Source organism: Ellagibacter isourolithinifaciens (genome assembly GCF_008831035.1).
Taxonomy (GTDB): Bacteria; Actinomycetota; Coriobacteriia; order Coriobacteriales; family Eggerthellaceae; genus Ellagibacter; species Ellagibacter isourolithinifaciens.
This window is the reverse complement of the sequence record NZ_WAJR01000006.1, coordinates 85,116-106,755: the sequence shown is the minus strand read 5'-3', so window position 1 is coordinate 106,755 and position 21,640 is coordinate 85,116. Positions and strand designations below refer to the sequence as shown.

Sequence of the window (21,640 nt, the reverse complement as noted above, 5' to 3'; positions counted from 1 at the left end):
GATTCCCGGCAGGAAGGCGGCGTAGCATGCGCTAGAATGACGGCATTCTAGGTGATTCTCGGCTCCTCGGGCAGCCTGCGGCTACCCTCGAGAACCGAGCTCTACACCAACATTCGGGACACTACCGCGATATCACGCGCGATGTGAAGATAACCTCAATTCGCGATATCGACCGCGCCTTCGAGGAATTCGTCACGCGCGGATTCGGCGGCACCGATTTCCGCCCCGTGTTCAAATACGTCGACGAGCTTGTTCGCACACGCGAGCTCGCGAACCTGAAGGGGCTCATCTATTTCACCGATGGCCTGGGAAAATACCCCGTAACCCCACCTGCCTACGAGACGGCGTTCGTGTTTGTGGACGACACGCCGCGAGAAAGGAAGGTGCCACCTTGGGCAATGAAGGTAATCATGGACGAAGACGACGTATTCGAGCTGTAAGGAAAGCTCGGCAAAGATACCGACAACTAGGCGCCCTCCGCGCCGCGATGCGCGACGCTGGGCGGCCATTCCGAAAGGAGTTCCCTGTATGAACATCGCAGAAGCGAAAAACCAGATTGAGGAAACCGTCGAGGGATACCTCACCCGCGATGAAACCGGCGCCTATCTCATCGCGCCCGAAGCACAGCGTCCCTTGTTCCTCCTCGGCGCACCCGGCATTGGGAAAACAGCCGTGGTCGGACAGGTGGCAAGAGAGCTCGGCATCGGGCTTGTGTCGTATTCCATGACGCACCACACGCGGCAAAGCGCGCTCGGCCTGCCTTTCATCGTACACAAGCGCTACGGCGACGAGGAGTTCGACGTCAGCGAGTACACGATGAGCGAAATCATTGCATCGATTTACGATTACCGCGAGGAAACAGGGCATGACCGGGGAATTCTTTTTCTTGACGAGATCAACTGCGTGTCCGAGACGCTCTATCCCTCGATGCTGCAGTTTCTGCAGTTCAAGACTTTTGGGCGACATAAGATTCCCGACGGATGGATTGTGGTGTGTGCGGGCAATCCGCCCGAGTACAACCGGTCGGTGTACGATTTCGACGTGGTGACCCTCGACCGACTGCGCAAGATTGCCGTCGAGCCCGACCTTGAAGCCTGGCGCGCCTATGCGCTCAAAACAGGCGTTCATCCTGCGATTTTGTCGTACCTCGAGGTGAAGCCCGACCACTTCTACTCCGTCGAATCGACGCCCGATGGCAAGTCGTTCGTCACTGCGCGCGGTTGGGACGACCTGTCGCGCATCATCAAGCTTCGCGAGATGAAGGGCAAGACGGTCGACCGCATCCTCGTCGACCAGTTCCTGCAAGACGACTCGATTGCCGAGCGATTCGCCCAATACTACCTGCTGTTCACGAAATATCGCTCCGACTATCAGATTTCGGCGATTCTTGCAGGCAGCGCCCCCGACGAGATAAGGGAGCGAGCGAGAGCGGCGCGCTTCGACGAGAGGCTGGCGCTCGCACGTCTGATTCTCGACGCGCTCGACGCGCACACCGGAGCAGTCGTCGAGACCGAGCAGGTCGTGCGCGTGGTGCGCGACGCGATCAGGGAGGAAAAGCCCGCTATTCTGAGCGGCGAAAACGCGCAGGACGCACTCGAGGACACATCCTGCGCGCTCATGCAGCGAGCCGCGCTCGATGAAAAAGCAGGGGCACCCGCAAAGAAGCTGCGGCCCTATCGCCTTGGCGCAACATGGCTTTCCGAGTTCGCAGGCGCATGCGAAGGCGAGCGCGCGCTTTCCGGAAAAACGGCATTCTCCGTTATAGAGCGCGCCTATTCGGCTCGCGTGAGAGAAATGAAAGAGCGCTCCGAGGCATGCGCACGGGAAATTGAGTGCGCGTTCGGATTCATTGAGAGCACTTTCGGGAATGGGCGGGAAATGGTCGCCTTCGCCGCCGAGTTCGCCGCACGCGAGGGAACCTCGCAGTTTGCAAGCCGTTTCGGAAGCGAAGCCTACGCCGAACACGGGAAGGATGTTCTCGCCGCGAGCGGTCAATCCGACCTGGAGAAACGTCTCCAGGCAATCGACCTAGACGCACTCGCGACCGCCGACGAGGAGGCTCGCAAAGCCGAAGCATCCAAGAAATCGTGCGGGTGCGGAAGCTGCAGCGGCTGCTGACGCTAGCAGAACGCGGACGAGGAGCCACCCCATAAGCGCCCGTCGCCTGGGCAAAACACGAGCTCGCGCCCGCGGCAAAAAAGAAGAGACGCGCCTTCTTTACGGGGCGCGTCTCTTCGCGGAAAGAACTATGGGCCGCCAAGCTACTCGGCGGAGGATGCCTTCTGCTTCTTCGCAGTGGCGACAATCGTCTTCACGCCCTTCACAGCAAGCACGATAGCCAGCACAAACAGCAGCACGGCGAGAATCGCCTGCAGCACCGGCGCGAGCGCGATGCCGCTCGTCATGATGGTGGTGACCTTCTGGTAGAAGGTGATAGCAAGCGACGTCAACGTGGCGAGCAGCATAAACGCCATCGGCACGAAGAACATCTTGTTGTTGCGCCCGGCGTTGCCGAGCCATGCGCACACAGCAAGCAGGGCAAGAGCGGCGAGCAACTGGTTCGCGGCACCGAACAGCGGCCAGATGATGGAGTAGCCCGTCATGCCCAGGATGATGCCGATGACCACGGTGATGATGGTGGCCACGTAGGGGTTCGCCATGAACTTGTGCACGCCCGTGAGCTCCTCGGGCTTCTTGTCAACCGGCGTCCAAAGCTCCTGGAACATGTAGCGTGCAAGGCGCGTCGCCGTGTCGAGCGAAGTCAGGCAGAATGCGGAAACAGCAAGGATGAGCAGCGCATATGCGAGTCCCTGCACATCGGCAAGACCGGGGATGCAGGCGAGCATCTGCGAAAGGCCGTCCGCAAAGACCGCCGTCGGGGACGCATATCCGCCAGCCGCGTACTTGCTCCACACGAAGCCGACGGCACATAGCGAGATCACCGCGAGCACGCACTCGATGAGCATGCCGCCATAACCAATCGGCTGCGCCTGGCCCTCCTTGTCGAGCTGTTTAGACGTGGTACCCGAAGCGACGAGGCTATGGAAGCCGGAGATTGCGCCGCACGCGATGGTGATGAACAGCGCCGGGAACAAAAAGCCGGAAGCGGCGGCCTTGTTCGTGATGGTCTTGCCCGCCTCGTCGACGAGCTGCTGGCCGGTGGAGGTGTCGAAAGCGGCGTTGGAGGCGACAAAGCCGGTGAACGCCGGAATCTGCAGGTCGGTCGCGGCGCCCATGATGCTTGCGCCCACGATGCCGATGATGGCGAGGATGATCATGCCGTAGAGCAGGTAGCTTGAGAGGTAGTCGCGCGGCTGCAGGAGAATCCACACCGGGGCAACGGAGGCGACCAGGATGTACACGCCGAGGATGATCATCCACGTGTCATAGTCGAGCGAGATCGCAATGCCCATAAGCGGCAAGCTGTATCCGATGGCAACCATGATGACAATCAGGATGATCGCAGAGACAATGTTCACGGGGCCGGGGATGTTGCGGCCGCGCGTGACGAAGCCGTAGACGACGGCGACACCGATGAAGATGACCGAGATCATGGCCGTCTGCTCGTTGGCGAGGTTGGTTGCCGGGGCCGCCGAGGCGGAAACGACGAACGTATTCGCAACGATGGAGGCGAATGCAGCCACGACCAGCAGCAACGTCAAGTACGCGAAGATGCAGAAGAGCTTCTTCGCCGTATTGTCGATGTTCTCCGCGACGACGACGGCAAGCGTCTGGCCCTTATGACGAAGCGAGGCGAACAAGGCGCCGAAGTCATGCATGGCGCCGAAGAAGATGCCGCCAACGAGCACCCACAAAAGCACGGGCACCCAGCCAAAGACCGCCGCCTGAATCGGGCCGTTGATCGGGCCTGCGCCGGCAATCGACGAAAAGTGGTGGCCGAGCACCACATAGGGCGGCGCCGGCACGTAATCCACGCCGTCTTCCAGCTCATGGGCCGGAGTCGGGCGCTTTGGATCGACTCCCCATTGCTTGGCAAGCCAGCCACCGTAGCACACATAGCCGATGACCAGGATGACCATAGCAACAAGGAAGATAATCAATGCGTTCATTGAAGGTTCCTTACGTATGTCTGAAGTGCGTTTACGCCAGGCGCAGATTAGCCTCGATTGTCGAAGCCACCTGCTTCCCAGCAGCGTTCGCATAGACGCAACGAGTTGAAAGGTCGGCTACAATCACGCGAAGATCCGCCCAACCGCGAAACCCGAGAGCGAAGTTCTTTCGAAACCGAACCCTCCGGACCGCGCGCTTCGCGCCTTCCGTGCAATTATCGGCGATGACTACGAGGGCAAGCCCCGACGACATATGATTCGGCTCGGACGTAACCTTCTCAAGGCCGCGCTCCTTCATAAACCGAACCCATTTGTCGAGTTGGGCTTCGTCAAAGGTTTCCGCATAGGTGAAAAAGAGATACTCATGAGAGTTTGCTTCCCACAGCTTTGCGCGTTTGACCAGCACATATTGCTCGCCAAACGAATGAAATTCAGCAAAGCCGGGAAATGATCTCCCTGCGAACTCGTAATCCCGATGCACATCGAAGAATGCTTCATGTGCAGCGAGAATACGTTTCAGCACCAGCTGCTTTTCGTCCTGTGCCTTCAAAGCCTCGTCTGAAGACCGAAGGGCTGGCTTTCCGTCCGATGCGGCGACATGTTCGGCCACCGCCCTTTCGAAGTTGTCCGACGAACCTGCCTGTTCGACCTGCTCGCCAGTGCCTTTGGCATCTGGTTGAACTGCTGAACCCACGCTCAAGAAATCCGAAAACCTTTCTGCTCCGCAATCGTCGCACCCCACGCCTCAATGCGAACGGCTTATTTTATGTCCTAGGTAACCGCTCGGTAACATAAAAATCGGCATTTTTTTGCGAATGCACAAAGATTTTTCCCAAAAAGAAAGCGCTTGGGGTGAAATCCACTCCCAAGCGCTTTCATAACGTGCTTGCCGTGCATCAACTGAGCCCTCTGAGGCGAGCAAGCTCGCCCGCATCGACGTGCCGACGCGGCCTGTCGGCTACAGGCTGAAATCCTTCTCGCCGTTGAACACCGCAAGGGCGTCAGCCACTGAATAATCAGCCAGCGTAATGGCGCTGATCGCCTTCGTGAGGCGCACTGCCTCGTCGAGCGAACGCTGATGGATGTTGCGACCCGTTGCGTTTCCGCAGGCGCCGCCGACATGAATCTGATCGTAGAGCTGCGTCAGGAACGTCTTCGCGTCAACGGTCGAACCGCCTGCGCACACGAGACCCGTGCGGCCCGCGGCCATGGAGGCAACCTTCAGGGCTTCGGCGGGAGTGCGCGTATCGTCACCCTCGGGCTTCGGCGGGTTCACCTTCACGAAGTCGGCGCCGAGGCAAAGCGCCACACCGGCAGCGCCCGCGATGAGGTCGGGATCCTTCTCGGCGGTGACGGCCTTGCCGCGCGGGTAGATCCACAGCACAACGAGCAGGCCGTTCGCGTGCGCCTGCGCGATGAGCTCGCCAGCCTCGGCCATCATGGTGGACTCGTACTCGCTGCCCAGGTAGATGGTGTAGCCCAGGCCGACGATGTTCACGCCCGCTTCGCGCATGGCGAGGATGGCGTCCAAATCGTAGAGCTGGGGCGAGTAGGGATCGTCCTGCGAAGTCTTCACCAAGTTGGTCTTGGAGTTCATCTTCACGAGGTAGTTGATTTCGGGGTAATCGGCAGCATACTGGGCGATAAGACCACGTTGACCAGCCAAAACACCGCACACGCCCTGACGGCCGATCTCAAAGAGATGCTCGGGCTCGGCGTCGGCCAGGTCGATTCCCTCGCCGTAGAAGTCCTTGTTCAAATGCTCGATCTTCTGGTCGCATGCGAAGAGCATGAGTCGACCGGTTCCACGCGTGGCCTTCAGGTAATTGTCGATGTATTCCTCGCGGGACTCGGGCATGACGTCTGCGGGAACACGAACCTGATCACGGGTGATTTTCGGCATGTTGATCCTCCTTTTAGGATGCGATATAAGGCGCCGCGGCCGAAACATCGGCGATTCGTCGGGCGACGCACGGAAGATATTCTAGCAAAAGGGAGGCCCGCGCGCCGCGCGCGTCGGCAAGCGATATGCGACGCAGGCAAAAGCAGCCGGTGCCTGCCGTTAGAACCATTCCTTCTTATTGAAGACGTAGATTTGCTCGAATTCTGTCTGCGATTTGGAGAGGTACAGCACGCCTTCGACGATGGAGATGACCACCATGGCAAGGCCCGCGAGCCCCAAAGAAAAAATGCTGCCCACGATAGTGACGGCGAGCATGATGAAGCCCGGCGTGTTGTAGCCCAGGTAGAACTTGTGGATGCCGAGACTGCCGAGGAAGATGGCCAAAAGCCCCGCCGCTACATGGTCTTTCGTGTTTGGGGCAGCCTGCGCGTAGGGCTGCTGGTACGGCTGGCCATAGGGCTGGGAGTACGCCTGGTTCGCCTGCCAGGGACCTTGCGACTGCTGGTAGGCTTGACAGTTTGCTTGCCAGTGGGTTTGCCCCCAGACGTCGCTCGCCTGTTGGGAGGACTGGCTCCAAGCGTCGTGGCCTTGCTGGTAGGCCTGGCTCCAGGCATCGTGGCCCTGCTGATTCGACCGGCCTGCCCCGCCTGGCTGGTCCACCCCGCCGATTTCGCTTGATCCCTCGGGCTGGCCGCCTTGAGCCTGCTTCTCGCGCGCCACGCGAAGGCGCTCCTGCGCTTCTTTCAACGCCGCTTCGGCGGCGGCAATCTCATCGTTCGTGTTGTTGGAATCGCTCATGGGAAAACCTTTCGACCTGCGTCCTCGAACTCATGATAGCCGCAGGTAGGCGCAACCCGCGATTGCGTTACGTGCCCGTTATCGAGCCGACACCTCGCGGAATACCGGCGTCCACAGGCGTCACGCACTTGCCGCCTGCACCGACGTTATCAATCGTTTTCGCCTTTATCGTGATGGAAGAGGTTCATGATCTTGTCGCGGAAGACAATCGCAACGATTGCGATGACCGCAACGACCGCAAAGATGATGATGCTTTGCGTGATGTTACCGTCCACCAGGCCGTTTGCCGCATAGGTTGAGATGACGATACCCGGGATGCGGCCCACGTTCGACAGAACGAGGAAATCGCGCATGCGCATATTCGTGAGCGGGACCAGGTACGTGAACGTGTCTTTGGGCATTGCGGGAATCAAGAACAAGATGAACACCACGATGGACAGTTTGCCGCTTTCCTCGAAAGCGTTGAATTTGTCGAGGTATTTCGTGGGAACCATATCCCGCACGAACGGCGCGCCCAGACGATGAACGACCGCGAACACAAACGCGCTCGAGATGATGCATCCGAGCAAGACGACCGCGGCACCGAGCCAGGGGCCATACATCATGCCCGCTGCCATCTGAACGACCTCACCGGGAATGAACGCCACGACGATTTGCATGAACTGCATAGCCAAAAGGATGAGAAACCCTAGGGGGCCCGCGTTGCGCACGTCGTCGATCACGCGGCTGAGCCCGCCCGGCTCGAACGCCTCATGGATGTAAGGCCAAATCAGGATGACGACGATGACCATCAATGCGAAAAACGCGATAAGCCCGCCAAACTTGAAGATATCGCCGCGCGTCATCTCGCGACCGCGAACCGTAGTGACCTCCTGCGCTTTCTCGCGCGCGGCCTCGCGACGTTCGTGGGCACGCTCTTTCACCGTCTCGCGGTGCTCGCTTGCGCGCTCGGGCTGAGCCGGCGTCTCCACCTGTGCTCCTTTTCCACCCGACGAGGCTTTCACCTGCGGATTTTTCAGGCTGATGCTTCCATTGCTCACTTCAGAATCGCTTTCTGCATTGCTTTGCACGCGTCTCACCTAGTCGTCACGACGAGCTTTGTCGAATTCTTCTTTGAACGCCGAGAACATGCCGCCGGCAGCCTTGAGCTGGCTGCCGACCGCGCGCCCGATTCCCTCTGACGCCGAATCCTGAGAGGCCTTCTTCGCCGGCTTCTTCTTCGGGACCTCATCGGGGACGACCTCGGTTGTGTCCTCTTCAACGTCGTCAACGGCAAGGGCTTCCTCGTCGGTTGCGCGGTTCTTCTCGGGCTTGGGGCCGCGCGCCTTGTCGTATTCCTCTTTAAACTCGGAGAACATGCCCGTCGCCTTGCCGATTTGCTTGCCGGTCGCATAAGCTCCCTTGTTCACCGCGTCGCCAGCAGCGTGCGCAGCTTCGTTGACCTTGGGCTTCACCTTGTCGACCGCGGTATGCGCCTTGTCCATGGCGACGGCGGTGGCGGCGCCCGCCTTCTCGGCAGCGCCCCCTTCGATCGCGATTTCGGCCGCCTCATCCTTCACCAGAATGGCACCGAGGACGGGGTTCTCGTCCGATCCCTCGTATTCACCCGAGAGGGCGCATCCGATGCCGCGACGGAAGCCCAGCACGAGATCGCCTGGGACCGAGCGCGTGCCCAAAAGCGCGTTTGCCGTCGCCCCCGTATCGACCAAGAAAGACTCAACCTTGCCTGTCAACAGGCTAAACGTCACCACACCAACGGTGCCAAGCGTCGCGCCCGACTCGGTGACCACAGGCATTCCGCCCCAGATGACGCAGTCGTCCAAACGCACGTCAATCGCCTTGCAAGCCGCTTTGTCACGCGTTTTCGAGTCGTCTGACAAAACGACGCGCCCGTCCTCGAACTCGAAGCCGTCAAGCGAGACGAACAGGTCCTTGCGGTGGAACATCCAGAGCAAGTCGGGGCGCTTGACCATGATGCCGACGCACCGGCGCTCCTTGGGATGATAAACGAACGCGCGCACTTTGCCGATGCGCTTCGTCGCGTTCTTCCCGCCCATGACGCGAACGTTGTGGAGTTCCTTGGTTGTGATGAGATTGCTTGCCATTTTGTCCCCGGAAAATCAGAGGGGCGCGCTGTATGCAGTGGAAACCGCACACGAGCATGCGCCCTTTCACATGCGCTCTTGGTGCGAGCGCGTCGTCCTGCTGTTGGTTACGCCTGTTCGCCTTCGGAGGCACCCGCAGCCGGCGCCTCTTCCTGAGCGACCTCGACCGGAATCTCTTCGGAGGCCGCAGCCGCAGACTCCTCGGCGTTCTTGGCGACTTGCGCGGCGATGCGGGCACGGGCGGCCTCGATCTTCTCGCGAAGGTCATCGGTGCCATCGGGAGCAGGCTTCACACCGCTTTTCGCCTCCTGCACGCGGGAAGCAGCTGCGCCGTAGATTTCCTGCCCCTTCGAGGCGACGGCGGAAACGACGTTCTGTCCCTTGGCGACGGCGTCCTGCGCGAACGACTGAGTGCGCGTAGCAGCCTCAGGACCTGCGACTTCTTCCACAACCTGCTGTGCGGTGGAGGCGGTTTGGGCTCCCAGCTCCTGAGCTTCGCCCCACACGGCATTCGCCTTCTCAGCAACCATGTTGCGAGTCTCGCTGCCCGTGCGCGGTGCGCACAGAAGCGCTGCGACTGCGCCGACAAGACCGCCTGCCAGAAAAACTCCGAGTTTGTTGCCCATAACGGCCTCCTTCAAGACGTTTTCTCGATGCGCTCATTATAGGTGCTCACGGGGCAGCACCGCCCAAAATCGCGACCCCTCCACTATTCGGTTGCCGTTTCGTTGACGAGGGGCGGACTTTGGGTACAAGAAAGGCCCGCGAACGGGCCTTTCCCCTAAAACGATTAGTGTGCCAGCAGCTCGCCTAGCAGAAGACGGCGCCGCGCTCTTTCGCGTTGCTGACCAGCTCGTTCAGTACGGCTGACAGGCTCAAGCCGCCCGCCTTGCAAGCTGCGGGGAACAGCGAGGTCTCCGTCATGCCCGGGGACACGTTCGTCTCCATCACGCGCGCCTGCGCGCCGTCCCAGATTAAGTCGATTCGGCCCAAGTCGCGAAGGCCGTACGCGCGATACACCTCCAAGACCGCACGCTCGATCTCCGCGCGAATCGCCTGGGCATCGGCCTCGTTCGAGGACAAAGACTCATTGCGCACCGGCGCGTAGTAGTCGACCAAGCTCGCGTCCATGCGGGCGGCGGTGTCGTAGAGCCCACGCTTGGGAACGATTTCCACCGGAGGCAGCGCATGCGCGTCCCAGCCGGTGCCAATAACGGAAACTGCCAGCTCAACGCCTTCGATCCACTGCTCGATCACCACGTGGTCGTCGTAGGACAGCGCATCGAGGATCGCCTCGCCCAGATGGTCAATGTCGTCGACGCGGTGCACGCCCATCGCAGAACCGCCGTGAGCCGGCTTCACCGCCACGGGATAGCCGCCGTGAACGCGCTCCTCCACCAAATCGAGCGCCGTCGCGGCACCCATATCCTTGAAGGCATCTCGCGCGATGCAGATTCCCTGCGGCCACGAGGCGACCGCAGGCTCATCGGTGAGCTCGCGATATGCCTCCATCGTCGCGTGCAGCGAGTCCTTGTTCTGAGCACGACGGCACACGAGCGCATCGGATCCGACGTAGGGGATGCCCAAAAGCTCGAGCAGGCTTTGGATGGAACCGTCCTCGCCGTGCTTGCCGTGAAGCGCGCTGTAACACACGTCGGGGCGCTCGCTGCGCAGCGTGGGCACCAGCTCGCGCGTCGTGTCGAGCGGAACGACCTTATGCCCGGCTTCCTCGAGCGCGGCGCATACGTTCTTGCCGCTAGCCAGCGAAAACTCTCGCTCGAACGAGGTTCCGCCCATCAAAACCGCAACTTTGAGACCCATATTGCTCCCTTTCGATAGCGCCGTTCGCCCACGGCGCGGAATGTCTGCCGCTATTCTTCCGGCACCTTGATGGCGCCCGCATCGATGAACGCACGGTAAAGCTCCAGGCGCTCCTCGATCACCTTCGCCAGGCGACGAATCGCCTCCGTGATGTTCTCGGGCGTTTCGTAGCTGAAGTTCAGGCGCATGCAGTTTCTGCCCGTCACGCCGTCGACGTAGAAGCTATCGCCCGGGCAGAACGTCACGCCCGCCTCAAGCGCGTCGGCGAGCATGCTGCCCGTGTCCACGTACTTCGGCAGCGTAACCCACAAGAAGAAGCCACCCTCCGGGTGCGTCCAGGATGCCTCGGGCGGGAAATATTCCTCGAGCGCGGCGAGCATGGCATCGCGGCGCTCACCATAGGTCTTGATAAACTTCTGCAGCGTGCGCTGCCACGGCGTGTCCGTGAAGTAGTGCTCGACCACGACCTGGTCAAACGTCGAGCCGCACAAGTCGGCGCCCTGCTTCACCAGGCTGATGCGAGCGAGCACGTCGACAGGCGCGCAAATCCAGCCGATGCGAAGGCCCGGCGCAAAGATCTTCGAGATGGTGCCCAGGTAGATGACGCGATCGTCCTGCGCCTTCAGCGGGACCATGTGCCCACCTTCGTAGCGCAAACGGCCGTAGGGGTCGTCCTCGATGATCATGAAGTCGTACTCATGCGAGAGCTCGATGAGGCGTTTGCGGCGCTCGCCCGTCATGGTGACGCCGCCGGGGTTCTGGAAGTTGGGAATGGTGTAGAGCATCTTCAGGCGCTTGTTTCCCTTGCCGATGCGCTTGAGCTCCTCTTCCAGCAAATCCATGCGCATGCCCTCGTCGTCGAAAGGCACGGAGTGAATCTCGGGCTCGTAGGCGTTGAACGCGGAAAGCGCCGTTAAGTAGGTAGGGCCTTCTACCAAGACGATGTCGCCCTTGTCGAGAAACGTCTCGCCGAGCAGGTTCAATGCCTGCTGGGCGCCGGATGTGAGCAGCATCTCCTCGGGCTTCACGCGGACGCCGATGTCGCGCATGATGTCGCAAAGCGCCTGACGGGTTTCCAGTCGGCCGTTCGTCGAGCCGTACTGCAGTGCAACGGCGCGCTCGTCGGTGATGGCGGCGTGCACCGCCTTCTGGATGGCGCGCTGCGGGAGAAGCGACACGTCGGGCATGCCACCTGAAAGCGAGATGATGTCCGGGCGAACCGCCGCGGCAAAAAGGTCGCGCACGGCGCTCGAGCGCAAATTCCTCACACGGTCAGCGATTTTGTCGCTCGTTTGGTCGAATTTCATGTGTGCCGTAGTCATGATGCTTAGAGTACCACCGCCTCGTTAATCGCGCAGAGGGCATCCTTAAAAGCACGCAGGGCCACCAAATCGTCCGTGAAATTCACTTCCACGCGCGCGAGGCCTCGCTGCTCGTCGAGCCACTGCGTCGTTCCGACGTACGTAAAGCTTTGTGACAGAGTACCGCTTTTCTCGGCCACCACCTGCAAATCGATGACGAGGTGCTCAAGCAAGTGGGGCAACGGCGTATGATCGATCACTGCACCGAAAGTGGGGCCCTCGTCGTTCACGCACGCATGGTGCACCAGGTTGGGAAATCGCGCGCAGATTCGCGCGGCGAGCTCGGGCGTCGTTGTGCGGAATCCAGCGGCGACGTCGATGTTCGCCTCGATTCGCCGTGGGCGCACACAGATGCGCGAGGCGCGGATGACTTCCATCACGCGCCCTGGGATGCGACCTGGGATGCTGCCGCCCCAGACGCGCCCTCCGACGATAAGTCCTGTGGCGTGCGGGTGAGGACCATGGTCGAATCGCCTGAAAGCTCGGGGCTCGCCTGTTCTCCTTGGATGGCGCGGCCGAGGGCGGCGATTGTCCAAGAGATGTCCTCGGAGAGCGAATTTCCCCAGGTAGTTTCCCCATCACGTAAGGCAAGCGTCTGCCTGTCGAACGAGAAGCGATAGCGCGCCTCGCCTTCCATGTTGCCGAAAGAGATAGAAAGCGCCTTCGCGCCCTCGTCAATCGTGTAGGAATACGTGACGTCGTCGGCGAGCTTGATGCCGTCTGCCGTGACGTCGACCGTCTTCTGCGTGCCGGCGATGTACCACGTACCCTGGATATCCTGCGCGTCGTTCGCAAACGTCCAGCGCCAACAAGAGAAGGCGACGACGACGGCCGCCACAACGAGAACCACAGCACCAGCGACGACAAAAGGCCACTTCCTGCGCTTTTTCGCGGAAGAAGGGCGGGAGGCGCCCCCGCGATCACGCGACGATGCGCCCCCCGTGCGCGCGGACGAGCGAGCGCCCGCGCGTTGTTGATTGCGAGAATCCACGCTCGTTATTCCACCGGCTTGATGACGTCGGTGCCCATGTAGGGAACGAGCACGTCAGGTACCTTGATGGTGCCGTCGGCCTGCTGGTAGTTCTCCATGATAGCGGCCATGGTGCGGCCCGCGGGCAGGCCGGAGCCGTTGAGCGTGTGCAGGTAGCGCGAGCCCTTGAAGTTCGCCGGGTCGCGATACTTGATGTTGGCGCGGCGCGCCTGGAAGTCGCCGCAGTTCGAGCAGCTGGAGATTTCCTTGTAGCCGTTGTAGCTGGGCAGCCACACCTCAACGTCGTAGGTCTGGCGCGCGGAGAAGCCCAGGTCGCCCGTGCACAGCGAGATGACGCGGTACGGAAGGCCGAGCTGCTGGAGCAGGTATTCCGCCTCGGCGGTCATGCTCTCGAGCTGGTTGTCGGAATCCTCCGGCGTGGCGAACTTCACCATTTCAACCTTGTCGAACTCGTGCTGGCGGATGATGCCGCGCGTGTCGCGGCCCGCCGAGCCCGCCTCTTCGCGGAAGCACGGGGTGAACGCGGTGTACCAGCGCGGCAGCGTGTCGGCGTCGAGCACCTCGCCCGCGTGCAGGTTCGTGAGCGTGACCTCGGCGGTCGGGATGAGGAACATGTCGCCCGACACGTGATAGGCGTCGTCTTCGAACTTGGGCAGCTGGCCGGTGCCCACCATGGTCTCGCGCTTCACGACCACGGGCGGCCACCATTCCTTGAAACCGCGGGAGGTATGCGTGTCGAGGAAGTAGTTGATAAGCGCGCGCTCGAGGCGTGCACCCGCACCGCCGAGCACGGTGAAGCGGCTGCCGGAGATTTTGTTGCCGCGCTCGAAATCGAGGATATCGAGGTCAGTGCCGAGGTCCCAGTGGGGCTTGGGCTCGAAGCCCTCGGCCGCGAAGTCGCGCGGGGTGCCCCAGCGACGGCGCTCGGGGTTCTCGGTCTCGTCCTTGCCGACGGGCGTCGCGGCGCAGGGGATGTTGGGCACATGCAGCATGAGGTCGTGCAGCTCGGCGTCGATGGCCTCGCGCTTCGCGGAGATCTCGTCGAGCTCCTCGTTGATGGCGCGGACGCGCTCCTTGGCGGTCTCGGCCTCGTCCTTTTTGCCCTCGCGCATCATCTCGCCGATGGACTTCGACGCGGCGTTGCGCTCCTGCTGAAGCGCCTCTTCCTTCACGATGGCGGCGCGGCGGTTCTCGTCAAGGCTTGAGAAGCGCTCCGCATCCCATGAAGCGTTGCGGTTCTTCATCGCCTCGGCGACTGCTTCTTGGTTTTCGCGGACGTACTTGATGTCTAACATGAGACGCGCTCCTTCTTGCCTTCGGGCCGTCGCTGCGCACACCTCGCGCGCAGCCTTGTTTTACACGGTCGAACCAGTATAGCGCAGCGAAAACCCCACGGGGCCACATGCCCAAGCCTTCACGCGAAACGAAGACGTGAGCGGAGACATGGGCACAGACGGGGGCGGGAAGGCGAAGGAGGGCCCGCGGGTTTCACACGCAACCGCATGGCGGGCGAAGGGAGGACAGGCAAGCTCATAGGGAGACTCGCACGATCTTCCTTGTTGGCGCGTTGCATAAGATGAGCTCGAAATCGCGATCTGCGCCTACGGGCATGCGCAGTTGCCGGTCGTATTTCTCAAGGTAGCCTGGATTGGAAACGTAGCAGAAGGGAATATGCGTCACGAAAGACGTCCCCTTAACCAGACCGAAACCTCCAGAAAACCCGCTTTTCAACTGGGGTTCCGTCGAAAGCCATAACTGCTCATCGTAAGAATAGGCGACGTTTTTTCGCGCGGGAATCAATCGTTGGTTGTAAAGGGCAATGCCCCCGTTTTCGTTCGAGTCGTTACGAACCTCGTATTCCAGCACAACGACGTCGGCATCGGGTCCAATCGATGTGTTTTTGACCTCGACGTTCTCGGGGACCTCGGGATCGGCACTATAGCGAGCGAGATATTCGCTCGCATTCATGGCCTCGGCACTTACGATGCGAAGGGCATAGCCGGCCATGTCCTCGCCCGACAACTCGTTGAAAAAGCAGCCCGTCAGATCAGCCCATTCTCCTAGCGGGTAATATTCGGTTGGGATTGTCTCGGCATTCGCGTTTACAACGCCAATCCGGCACGCGATGAGCCCGAGCGCCGCCGCCCCGCCAAGCGCCAGGAACGACCTTCGCGCAACAGATTTGCCACCAAAAGCGTTGCCGCGAGCCTTGGCGCGGGCATCCTCAGTTTGATTACGCCTCATCGAAGCCACCTCCTTGGGAAATGGGCGTGCCCACAAAACTCACGATTCGCCCCTCCCGCAAGGTATGCACCTCGTCGGCGATTCCGTGCAGAAAATCCTTATCGTGGCTCGCAACCATGACAAGCGAGCCCTTCCCTTTCGCTTCAAGAATGAGCCGCCTCACCAATTCAGTCCCTTCAACATCGAGCGCATTTGTCGGCTCATCCAATAAGATGAGCTGCGGAAATCCCATTATTGCCGCAGCGATTCCCAGGCGCTGCTTCATTCCGAGCGAGTATTTCTTGTATTTCCGCTCGTCATCGGGATCGAGCCCCACCATACGCAGAGAATCTCGTGCAGCTTCCCGGAGCGAGGAGGAGTCAAGTCCACCCCGCTTCGTTGCTTTCCTCATCGCGCCAAGAATCATCAGGTTGGCAAGCCCCGTTCGCGATTCAAGAAATGCGGGGTTCTCAATAAGGATGCCGATGCTTTGGGGGAAGGGTACGTCTTTCCGCAGGCGCTTTCCGTCAATGCTCACAAACCCGCTAGTTGGTCGTATAAGCCCAGCTATAGCGCGAAGAAGCATCGTTTTACCCGAGCCGTTCACCCCTTCAAGACCCACGATTTCACCACTGGAAAGCTCCATGTTTATCCCGTCGAGGACAACCGAACCCTTCATCTCCTTTTTCAAATCCTGAATAACGAGCTTCATTTGAACCTCTCTTTGTCCGTAATGTCCATCCAGGAAAACAGCAAGCCACCCGCCAAAATAGAAGCGCCCGCAAGAGAAGAGGCAATGCACGCGCCGGCAAAAACCGAAATCCCGCCCTCCATCAGGCAATCGGATCGCGCAAGCATCATCGAGTTGCCGATGAGCAGCGGATCGAAGTAAAACGCCGACAGAAAGATAATCGAAATCGAGCAGGCAAAACTTATCACCGGGCCCGTGACCAGCGATAAGAGCAGCTGAAACAACGCGAGCGCAGCCAGCGAAGCGAAGGCGACGGCAATTGACGAGCCTATCGAGTAAGGCGGTTCAGCAAGCTGTGATTCCCGCAGCCCAAGCAAGAAAGGCATCTCCTCGGAAACAGTCAAAGAAATGCAGCCTCCGACAAGCAACGAGGACGTCGAAGCGACAACGAAAGCGCACAGGCAGAACACAGCAATTGCAACAACGACCCAAACGCACTTCGCAAACCACCACCGCCATCGGCTTCCCCCGACTACGACCGCCGCTCTCCCAAAGCCGAGCAAGTCGCGATAGGGATACCACAACACCAGGTAAAGCGCGAATAGGCAGACGAAAGCCCACATGACGGGCAGCCGAAACGGATCGCCGCCGAAAGCGAAAAATTGACTCGTCCCAGCAAAATAGTAGAGAAGGAAATCTCCGACCGAAAGGCTCGCAAGCGACATGCCGAGCGTCAAAGCCTGCAAAACCAACGACGCGGACATCACAGCAAACAGCGCCACTGCGCCTATATACCACCGCCAAAGCGACCAGAATCCTTCTGCCAAGTCAACAAGAAGAAGCCTCATAGCGCATCACGCTTCCCCCAGAAAACCCAGAACAAGCCCGTCATAAAAAGAAACGCAACTATTTCGCCCACGATGATCCAGCCGTTTTGAATATACATCGAGCAGCTTCCATGCAGGTTCTCGAAAAGGCTCAGCTGAAAACCCCTAACTTTCCCAATAGCGAAGAAAATGTTCTCATTCACGAATTGAATGGCAAGAAGGGCCAAGTAGGGGGCCGTAAGCAGAATAACTCGGTTGTGCACGACAAGCGATAACGCAAGCACAAAACCCGCCCATGCGCCGCAGAGCAGAAAGTCGATGAGCATGTACAGCGCAACGTAGGCAAGGGGCAAGTTGTAGAACAAAAACGACCCGACGCTTTGCCAAAATACTGGCGCGTAATAATTAGCATCTTGAATAGACGGCACATACCCCGGAAAAAAGCAGGCAAGCGTCATGAGATTGAGAATCTGCGGAAGAACCGCTACTGCACCAGCGGATAGAAACACCGCAACGTATTTTGAGAAAAAGTATTCGCCTCGCCCGACCCGCGTGTACGCGTGTGAAATATAGCCGTCTTTCCTTTCGGAAGCGAACGACCATGCATAGGGAATGACGCAAAGCAGCGGAAGCACTTGATAGAACAACAAAGCCCAAGACGTCGTATCGACGGAAATCCACGCGTTGAAACAGCTCTGGCTTGTTGGATGGTAAAACTTATCCGGATTGGGAACAAATGTCGAAAAGATGCTCGGAATAGCGTAGAGTGCCGCACAGCCAAGACCGAACGCGCAGCCGATGATGAGGGCGACAACAAACCACCCGTTGCGAAATGCCTTGCTTAGCTCTATCCGTAAACACGTAATCATTATCGGAATCACCCCTTTTCCTCAACGTCGAGCGGTACCGAATACTTGCCGGTTGTTCCCAAGAACGCCGTGTACGGCCCGCCGTTGTCCGGCACAAAAAATCCAACATGCAGCAGTAGCGACTCGCCCTTCGGAAGCTCGAAGCAATAAGCCTCGTGAGGCGTGGCATCGCCGAGAGCGCCATCGAAATAAGGGATGTCACCGTAAGGAGGAACTTTGAGAAAAGTGATATTGAAGACTTTCTCCCCTGTTGCCTCCCGCTCATACTCGCCCTCGGCGTTAATGTTAGAGATTTCGACCTCCAGCAAAAGAAAGCTTGTCCCCTCAGGCTGGGACAGGTACGACGAATCGGCGAGCCCGGCAGAATCGACAGATGGGTAAAGCTCCGCGTGCTTTATCGCGATGTCAACTACCCCCTCCCACGGCAACCCCGCCGAGGCAGGAACGCTTGAGTACGGCGCGACGTCCGACTCATCAACCTGAGAGTCAAGACGAATCGTTTCGTTCATGGAAAACGACTCTTTAACTGAGTCATAAAACAATTCTCTTTGCTCGGCTTTATATGATTTTACGAGGCTGTGCACACCGCAAGAAATACCGACTATAGCAATAAGAACAATTGCAACCGCAATCTCCCTGCGAGACAGCTTTCGAGAACGCTTTTCGCTCATTGCAGCCCAATCCGCCGACGCCCCTCTCAAAGAGAAGGGCGTCGACTTTATTCGCGACTGGTCGATTTTTTAATCGTTGATCTTTGGATAAGTCCCCCAGCTATCAGGGCTCCAATAGCCAGACAGTTCTCCAGGCTGAGAACATGCCCAGCCTGTAAGCCGCGCATATCCGAGCCCATTTTCATTAACCTTATTCATAATCCCAAATTGCCCCGTTGAAGTCACACTGCACGAATTGCCCGTGGCAGAGCCTGACCAATACGAAACCTGATTACTCCAGGGTCCATCGATGGTTCTTCCCCCATCGATATAAACCTTGCAATAGTCCATTGTCATAGTTATGACTTGAATATAGGCAGAGCTTGAATCCTCTTTAGCGCGCCCGCTTGTCGCCCATGTCGACCCGCTCTCGCTAAACGGGAAGTTGTACCACGTGTCTCCCGTATTGCTTCGTACGACGATTACACCGTCGTCTTGAACGGACGTAGATTCAATCACCGACGACCCCTCAGCCGCAAAAGCCATCTGAGCAGGCAGCGCCATGAGGGAGGCTATTGCTATTGCAGTGCCGATTTTTGTCTTTATTTTCATGTTGATCCCTTCTAAAAGACATTAAAAGCAGGGCGGTTGCAACCTCTTCCAATATGTCTTTTATCAGGGATGATGTCTGTAGTCAGCCGATATGCTGTTCAATAACCTATCGTGATTACGAACTGATGTTCTTGTCAAGAAGCTCAATAAGTTGGATTCGGCTGTTTACTTTCAGCAGCTTATAAATTGCCGCCCTTGCAGAGTTGATTGTCCCACGCGCGTAGTTTAGCTCTTCCGAGATCTGCCGCGATGGCATGCCCCTCGCAATGCGCATGGCCACCTCAACCTGCGTGGAAGTAAGCCCCTTGCTGTAAAGATAGTGCTCAGCCCGATCGCTGAATTTCGTCGAATCGAAGCGGACGATTTTTACGAGCTCAAGCGAACCCCGCGCTTCGTAAAGAGTCGTCAGGTGGAGCAACCCCGAAGCAATTGCCGCAACCCCGAAGCACATGGAAACGAATTGCAGCACGACATTGCGACCGCCCATATCGTCCATCCGAAACTGATTGAAGAAGAACACATCGGTAAGCATGTCCATTCCAACAAGAGCGGCGAGGCACCCCAGCCCGAAGCAACAGCAAGTCAACGCGATATCGCAGGGGCGAAAAATCGAACTCCGAAGCTCCAAGGCGACGACTCCGCAAAACGTAAGGACGATAAGCATCGCCATCGCGGGCAGGCACCCTTTCGCGCCAAGCACGAGCGCGATAAAAGCAACTGCAACAAACGCAATTCCGCCCTTTTTGCTAACGCTGAACCAAAAAATGGTGCACCCAACAATTGAAATCGCCCCGAACACGAGAAGGGAGCTGCTGGCAAAAGTTGGCAATGCGTGTCGCCACAGACTCTCAATCAGAGCGCCCAAGGTGAAAAACGCCAAACCATGCAAAAGGCGGGATGGCGTTACCTGGCTAGAGCGCACCTCGCAGAGAGAAAGCCGAAACAGCAAGATGCAGCTCAGAGACAAGGAGAAAAACAGGCTTCCTGCGAAAGCGGCCGAAAAGAGCCCACCAACGTCCCCGAAGCCAATCCCAAAAAATAAGACCACCTTATACGAGACAACAGGCACCGCCGACACAATCGCAGCACACGCAAGAACGACCAGGATTTTGGCACTTCCCCAAAAATGCACGCTCATTGCATCCAGGGAAAGAAATGCGGCTCCCGCTAGCGCAAAACCAAGCCCTGCGCCGAATAGCACCGGTCGCCCCTCGCCCCATGAACTTACTTCCCCAAACGGAACAAGGAGGGCGATGGCCAGCGCGATTCCGGCAATCGAGATAACCTGGTAGATTTTCGCTACGCGAGGACCCAGCTCAGATTGCCGAGAATCACTCGGATTCTCGCTCTTCGCTCTGTCTTTAGCTATTGAGCCCGCAAACCCCAAAGCGAGCAGCCCTTCTCGACTGGAGATACCCATCTTGCGATAAATCCGTCGTTGATACGACCTAACTGTAGGAGCTTTTATCTGGAGTTTGACAGCAATCGAATCCGATGTCGCTCCCGAAGCGGTTAGCACAGCAACCTCGGCCTCTCGTTCCGACAGGCCGTGTTCAGCGGCGATTGCCAACCAGGCCTCCGGCAAACCAGATTGAGGCTCACCTTCTATCTGAGCGCCTGCGTCCTCGGTCTCCTTCTGGAAAAAACGCAGCGAAGCAAAAGCAACGCATACGCCGAGCACAAAGAGAATGCACGCTATGACGGATATTTCGACATGGCTCGCGAGATTCATACCGCCAACAGGAATAGCCCTTGTGATGACATTCCAGGTCAAAAGCCCTACGGGAAAGGAAGAGAGAGAAACTACTCCGGCAATCCTCCGTTTCGCAGACAGGTTACCGTTCACGATTCGAGCAGACACTAGGCAGAGGATGGCCACAACGAACAGGGCAAGGGGAACCACCCAAAGGAGCAGAGCGGAAGTTCGCACTTCCGCAATCGAAGCGTCGGCGCCTTTCGCCACGAAGGGGACGAACAACGCCGCAGCCGCCGTTTCCGTCAATCCGCAAACAAAGATGGCGACCGTCGCAACTAAGACGGAAAATTCGCTTGCATCGCTTCCGCCAACTTCCCAACTCGCTTTCTCGCAGGCATCCTCTTCCCCGCCAGGACGATGAGGCGACTCCAATAACGCAACCGCCCCTGAAAAGGCGCAACAGCAACCCACTAGACAAACGAGAGGCTTTTCCCACTGCATAAGTAAACGGAGCTGATGCAAGGGAAGAACCTCGAAGCAGCCCGAGAAATAAGCCGGCAACGCGAGCCATTCATAAGCAAAAACGACAATCGAAAGGGCAGCACCGCAGATGGTGGCAGCAAATGAAACGGGACGAATCGTCGCAGACGCCAAGCGCGAGACAATCCCATAAGCGACAAGGCCCAAAAGAAATCCCAGCGCGCAATAGGCATAAACGCCCGAAGCCAAAGCTCCCGAGTACGGTTGCAACCTAAAATACGGCGTTCCGAAAAGGAGGGCAAACCAAACCGCCCAAACAACGAGGGCAAACTTCTTTTTTCCGCAAATCAAGCTTGCTCCAATCCCTAAACATATCTTCCGTCGATTTTAGCAACAACACCGCCAAGCGGCTAAGCATATGCCCGCCTGTCAAATAACCATCCATCGGAAATCGTTCATAAACATTTCATTTGTCTAGTATATTGAACAGCTTTGTAGCTTAAATTCTCAACAAAAAGCCCAACGAGGGGCGCTCGCTGCCCA

At 58.5% G+C, this 21,640-nt stretch carries 21 protein-coding genes; 2 read left to right on the top strand and 19 right to left on the bottom strand.

The window, feature by feature from the left end:
- Positions 1 to 143 precede the first annotated feature (143 nt).
- Entirely contained in the window at positions 144 to 440 is a 297-nt protein-coding gene (locus F8C90_RS04155; protein WP_158049186.1) for a hypothetical protein, read from the top strand.
- A gap of 88 nt (positions 441 to 528) precedes the next feature.
- Entirely contained in the window at positions 529 to 2,118 is a 1,590-nt protein-coding gene (locus tag F8C90_RS04150; RefSeq protein ID WP_158049185.1) for an ATP-binding protein, read from the top strand.
- A gap of 143 nt (positions 2,119 to 2,261) precedes the next feature.
- Here F8C90_RS04150 and F8C90_RS04145 read toward each other — a convergent pair whose 3' ends face one another.
- From F8C90_RS04145 to F8C90_RS04055, 19 genes are all read right to left on the bottom strand, one after another.
- Positions 2,262 to 4,070 (bottom strand): carbon starvation CstA family protein, encoded by a 1,809-nt coding sequence (locus F8C90_RS04145; RefSeq protein ID WP_158049184.1) that lies wholly within the window; start codon positions 4,068 to 4,070, stop codon positions 2,262 to 2,264.
- A gap of 31 nt (positions 4,071 to 4,101) precedes the next feature.
- Positions 4,102 to 4,764 carry a DUF8052 family protein gene (locus F8C90_RS04140; protein WP_170264537.1) on the bottom strand — a complete coding sequence of 221 codons (663 nt, stop codon included), beginning with the start codon at positions 4,762 to 4,764 and terminating at the stop codon, positions 4,102 to 4,104.
- A 264-nt stretch (positions 4,765 to 5,028) separates the two neighbouring features.
- A complete protein-coding gene (locus tag F8C90_RS04135) occupies positions 5,029 to 5,973 on the bottom strand; it encodes a beta/alpha barrel domain-containing protein (protein ID WP_158049182.1) in 945 nt (314 codons plus the stop codon).
- 159 nt (positions 5,974 to 6,132) lie between these two features.
- A complete protein-coding gene (locus F8C90_RS04130; RefSeq protein WP_158049181.1) occupies positions 6,133 to 6,771 on the bottom strand; it encodes a TM2 domain-containing protein in 639 nt (212 codons plus the stop codon).
- A 149-nt stretch (positions 6,772 to 6,920) separates the two neighbouring features.
- Complete coding sequence (locus F8C90_RS04125) at positions 6,921 to 7,811, bottom strand: TVP38/TMEM64 family protein (protein WP_246155778.1); 891 nt, start codon at positions 7,809 to 7,811, stop codon at positions 6,921 to 6,923.
- Between the two features lie 39 nt (positions 7,812 to 7,850).
- Complete coding sequence (locus F8C90_RS04120) at positions 7,851 to 8,876, bottom strand: PRC-barrel domain-containing protein (protein WP_158049180.1); 1,026 nt, start codon at positions 8,874 to 8,876, stop codon at positions 7,851 to 7,853.
- Positions 8,877 to 8,983: 107 nt separating this feature from the next.
- Entirely contained in the window at positions 8,984 to 9,502 is a 519-nt protein-coding gene (locus F8C90_RS04115) for a YtxH domain-containing protein (RefSeq protein WP_158049179.1), read from the bottom strand.
- Between the two features lie 184 nt (positions 9,503 to 9,686).
- Positions 9,687 to 10,697 (bottom strand): D-alanine--D-alanine ligase family protein, encoded by a 1,011-nt coding sequence (locus tag F8C90_RS04110; protein WP_158049178.1) that lies wholly within the window; start codon positions 10,695 to 10,697, stop codon positions 9,687 to 9,689.
- Positions 10,698 to 10,747: 50 nt separating this feature from the next.
- The gene (locus tag F8C90_RS04105; RefSeq protein WP_246155777.1) at positions 10,748 to 11,965 is read right to left on the bottom strand and encodes an aminotransferase-like domain-containing protein; all 1,218 of its coding nucleotides are present in this window, start codon (positions 11,963 to 11,965) and stop codon (positions 10,748 to 10,750) included.
- A gap of 59 nt (positions 11,966 to 12,024) precedes the next feature.
- A complete protein-coding gene (locus F8C90_RS04100; protein ID WP_158049176.1) occupies positions 12,025 to 12,435 on the bottom strand; it encodes a cyanophycin synthetase family protein in 411 nt (136 codons plus the stop codon).
- A complete protein-coding gene (locus F8C90_RS04095) occupies positions 12,435 to 12,908 on the bottom strand; it encodes a hypothetical protein (RefSeq protein WP_211361015.1) in 474 nt (157 codons plus the stop codon). Before F8C90_RS04095 ends, F8C90_RS04100 begins: the two co-directional genes overlap by 1 nt.
- A 146-nt stretch (positions 12,909 to 13,054) precedes the next feature.
- A complete protein-coding gene (serS, locus tag F8C90_RS04090) occupies positions 13,055 to 14,344 on the bottom strand; it encodes a serine--tRNA ligase (RefSeq protein ID WP_158049174.1) in 1,290 nt (429 codons plus the stop codon).
- A 235-nt stretch (positions 14,345 to 14,579) separates the two neighbouring features.
- Positions 14,580 to 15,293 (bottom strand): DUF5028 domain-containing protein, encoded by a 714-nt coding sequence (locus F8C90_RS04085; RefSeq protein WP_158049173.1) that lies wholly within the window; start codon positions 15,291 to 15,293, stop codon positions 14,580 to 14,582.
- Complete coding sequence (locus tag F8C90_RS04080; protein ID WP_158049172.1) at positions 15,283 to 15,984, bottom strand: ABC transporter ATP-binding protein; 702 nt, start codon at positions 15,982 to 15,984, stop codon at positions 15,283 to 15,285. The genes F8C90_RS04085 and F8C90_RS04080 overlap by 11 nt, the downstream gene beginning before the upstream one ends.
- Positions 15,981 to 16,790: a hypothetical protein gene (locus F8C90_RS04075; RefSeq protein ID WP_211361014.1), complete on the bottom strand. Its 810-nt coding sequence runs from the start codon at positions 16,788 to 16,790 to the stop codon at positions 15,981 to 15,983. Before F8C90_RS04075 ends, F8C90_RS04080 begins: the two co-directional genes overlap by 4 nt.
- Before the next feature lie 17 nt (positions 16,791 to 16,807).
- The gene (locus F8C90_RS04070; RefSeq protein WP_158049170.1) at positions 16,808 to 17,659 is read right to left on the bottom strand and encodes a hypothetical protein; all 852 of its coding nucleotides are present in this window, start codon (positions 17,657 to 17,659) and stop codon (positions 16,808 to 16,810) included.
- An 8-nt stretch (positions 17,660 to 17,667) separates the two neighbouring features.
- Positions 17,668 to 18,330 (bottom strand): hypothetical protein, encoded by a 663-nt coding sequence (locus F8C90_RS10910; RefSeq protein ID WP_211361013.1) that lies wholly within the window; start codon positions 18,328 to 18,330, stop codon positions 17,668 to 17,670.
- A gap of 69 nt (positions 18,331 to 18,399) precedes the next feature.
- On the bottom strand, positions 18,400 to 18,921 hold the full coding sequence (locus F8C90_RS04060; RefSeq protein WP_158049169.1) for a hypothetical protein: 522 nt from the start codon (positions 18,919 to 18,921) through the stop codon (positions 18,400 to 18,402).
- 115 nt (positions 18,922 to 19,036) lie between these two features.
- A complete protein-coding gene (locus F8C90_RS04055; protein WP_158049168.1) occupies positions 19,037 to 21,448 on the bottom strand; it encodes a helix-turn-helix transcriptional regulator in 2,412 nt (803 codons plus the stop codon).
- Between the last annotated feature and the right edge of the window lie 192 nt (positions 21,449 to 21,640).

What these genes read in the sequence shown, in the direction of transcription:
- F8C90_RS04150 (WP_158049185.1), top strand. Translation starts at nt 529, where the DNA reads ATGAACATCGCAGAAGCGAAAAACCAGATTGAGGAAACCGTCGAGGGA.
- F8C90_RS04145 (WP_158049184.1), bottom strand. Translation starts at nt 4,070, where the DNA reads ATGAACGCATTGATTATCTTCCTTGTTGCTATGGTCATCCTGGTCATC.
- F8C90_RS04135 (WP_158049182.1), bottom strand. Translation starts at nt 5,973, where the DNA reads ATGCCGAAAATCACCCGTGATCAGGTTCGTGTTCCCGCAGACGTCATG.
- F8C90_RS04130 (WP_158049181.1), bottom strand. Translation starts at nt 6,771, where the DNA reads ATGAGCGATTCCAACAACACGAACGATGAGATTGCCGCCGCCGAAGCG.
- F8C90_RS04120 (WP_158049180.1), bottom strand. Translation starts at nt 8,876, where the DNA reads ATGGCAAGCAATCTCATCACAACCAAGGAACTCCACAACGTTCGCGTC.
- F8C90_RS04115 (WP_158049179.1), bottom strand. Translation starts at nt 9,502, where the DNA reads ATGGGCAACAAACTCGGAGTTTTTCTGGCAGGCGGTCTTGTCGGCGCA.
- F8C90_RS04110 (WP_158049178.1), bottom strand. Translation starts at nt 10,697, where the DNA reads ATGGGTCTCAAAGTTGCGGTTTTGATGGGCGGAACCTCGTTCGAGCGA.
- F8C90_RS04100 (WP_158049176.1), bottom strand. Translation starts at nt 12,435, where the DNA reads ATGGAAGTCATCCGCGCCTCGCGCATCTGTGTGCGCCCACGGCGAATC.
- serS (WP_158049174.1), bottom strand. Translation starts at nt 14,344, where the DNA reads ATGTTAGACATCAAGTACGTCCGCGAAAACCAAGAAGCAGTCGCCGAG.
- F8C90_RS04085 (WP_158049173.1), bottom strand. Translation starts at nt 15,293, where the DNA reads ATGAGGCGTAATCAAACTGAGGATGCCCGCGCCAAGGCTCGCGGCAAC.
- F8C90_RS04080 (WP_158049172.1), bottom strand. Translation starts at nt 15,984, where the DNA reads ATGAAGCTCGTTATTCAGGATTTGAAAAAGGAGATGAAGGGTTCGGTT.
- F8C90_RS04070 (WP_158049170.1), bottom strand. Translation starts at nt 17,659, where the DNA reads ATGATTACGTGTTTACGGATAGAGCTAAGCAAGGCATTTCGCAACGGG.
- F8C90_RS10910 (WP_211361013.1), bottom strand. Translation starts at nt 18,330, where the DNA reads ATGAGCGAAAAGCGTTCTCGAAAGCTGTCTCGCAGGGAGATTGCGGTT.
- F8C90_RS04060 (WP_158049169.1), bottom strand. Translation starts at nt 18,921, where the DNA reads ATGAAAATAAAGACAAAAATCGGCACTGCAATAGCAATAGCCTCCCTC.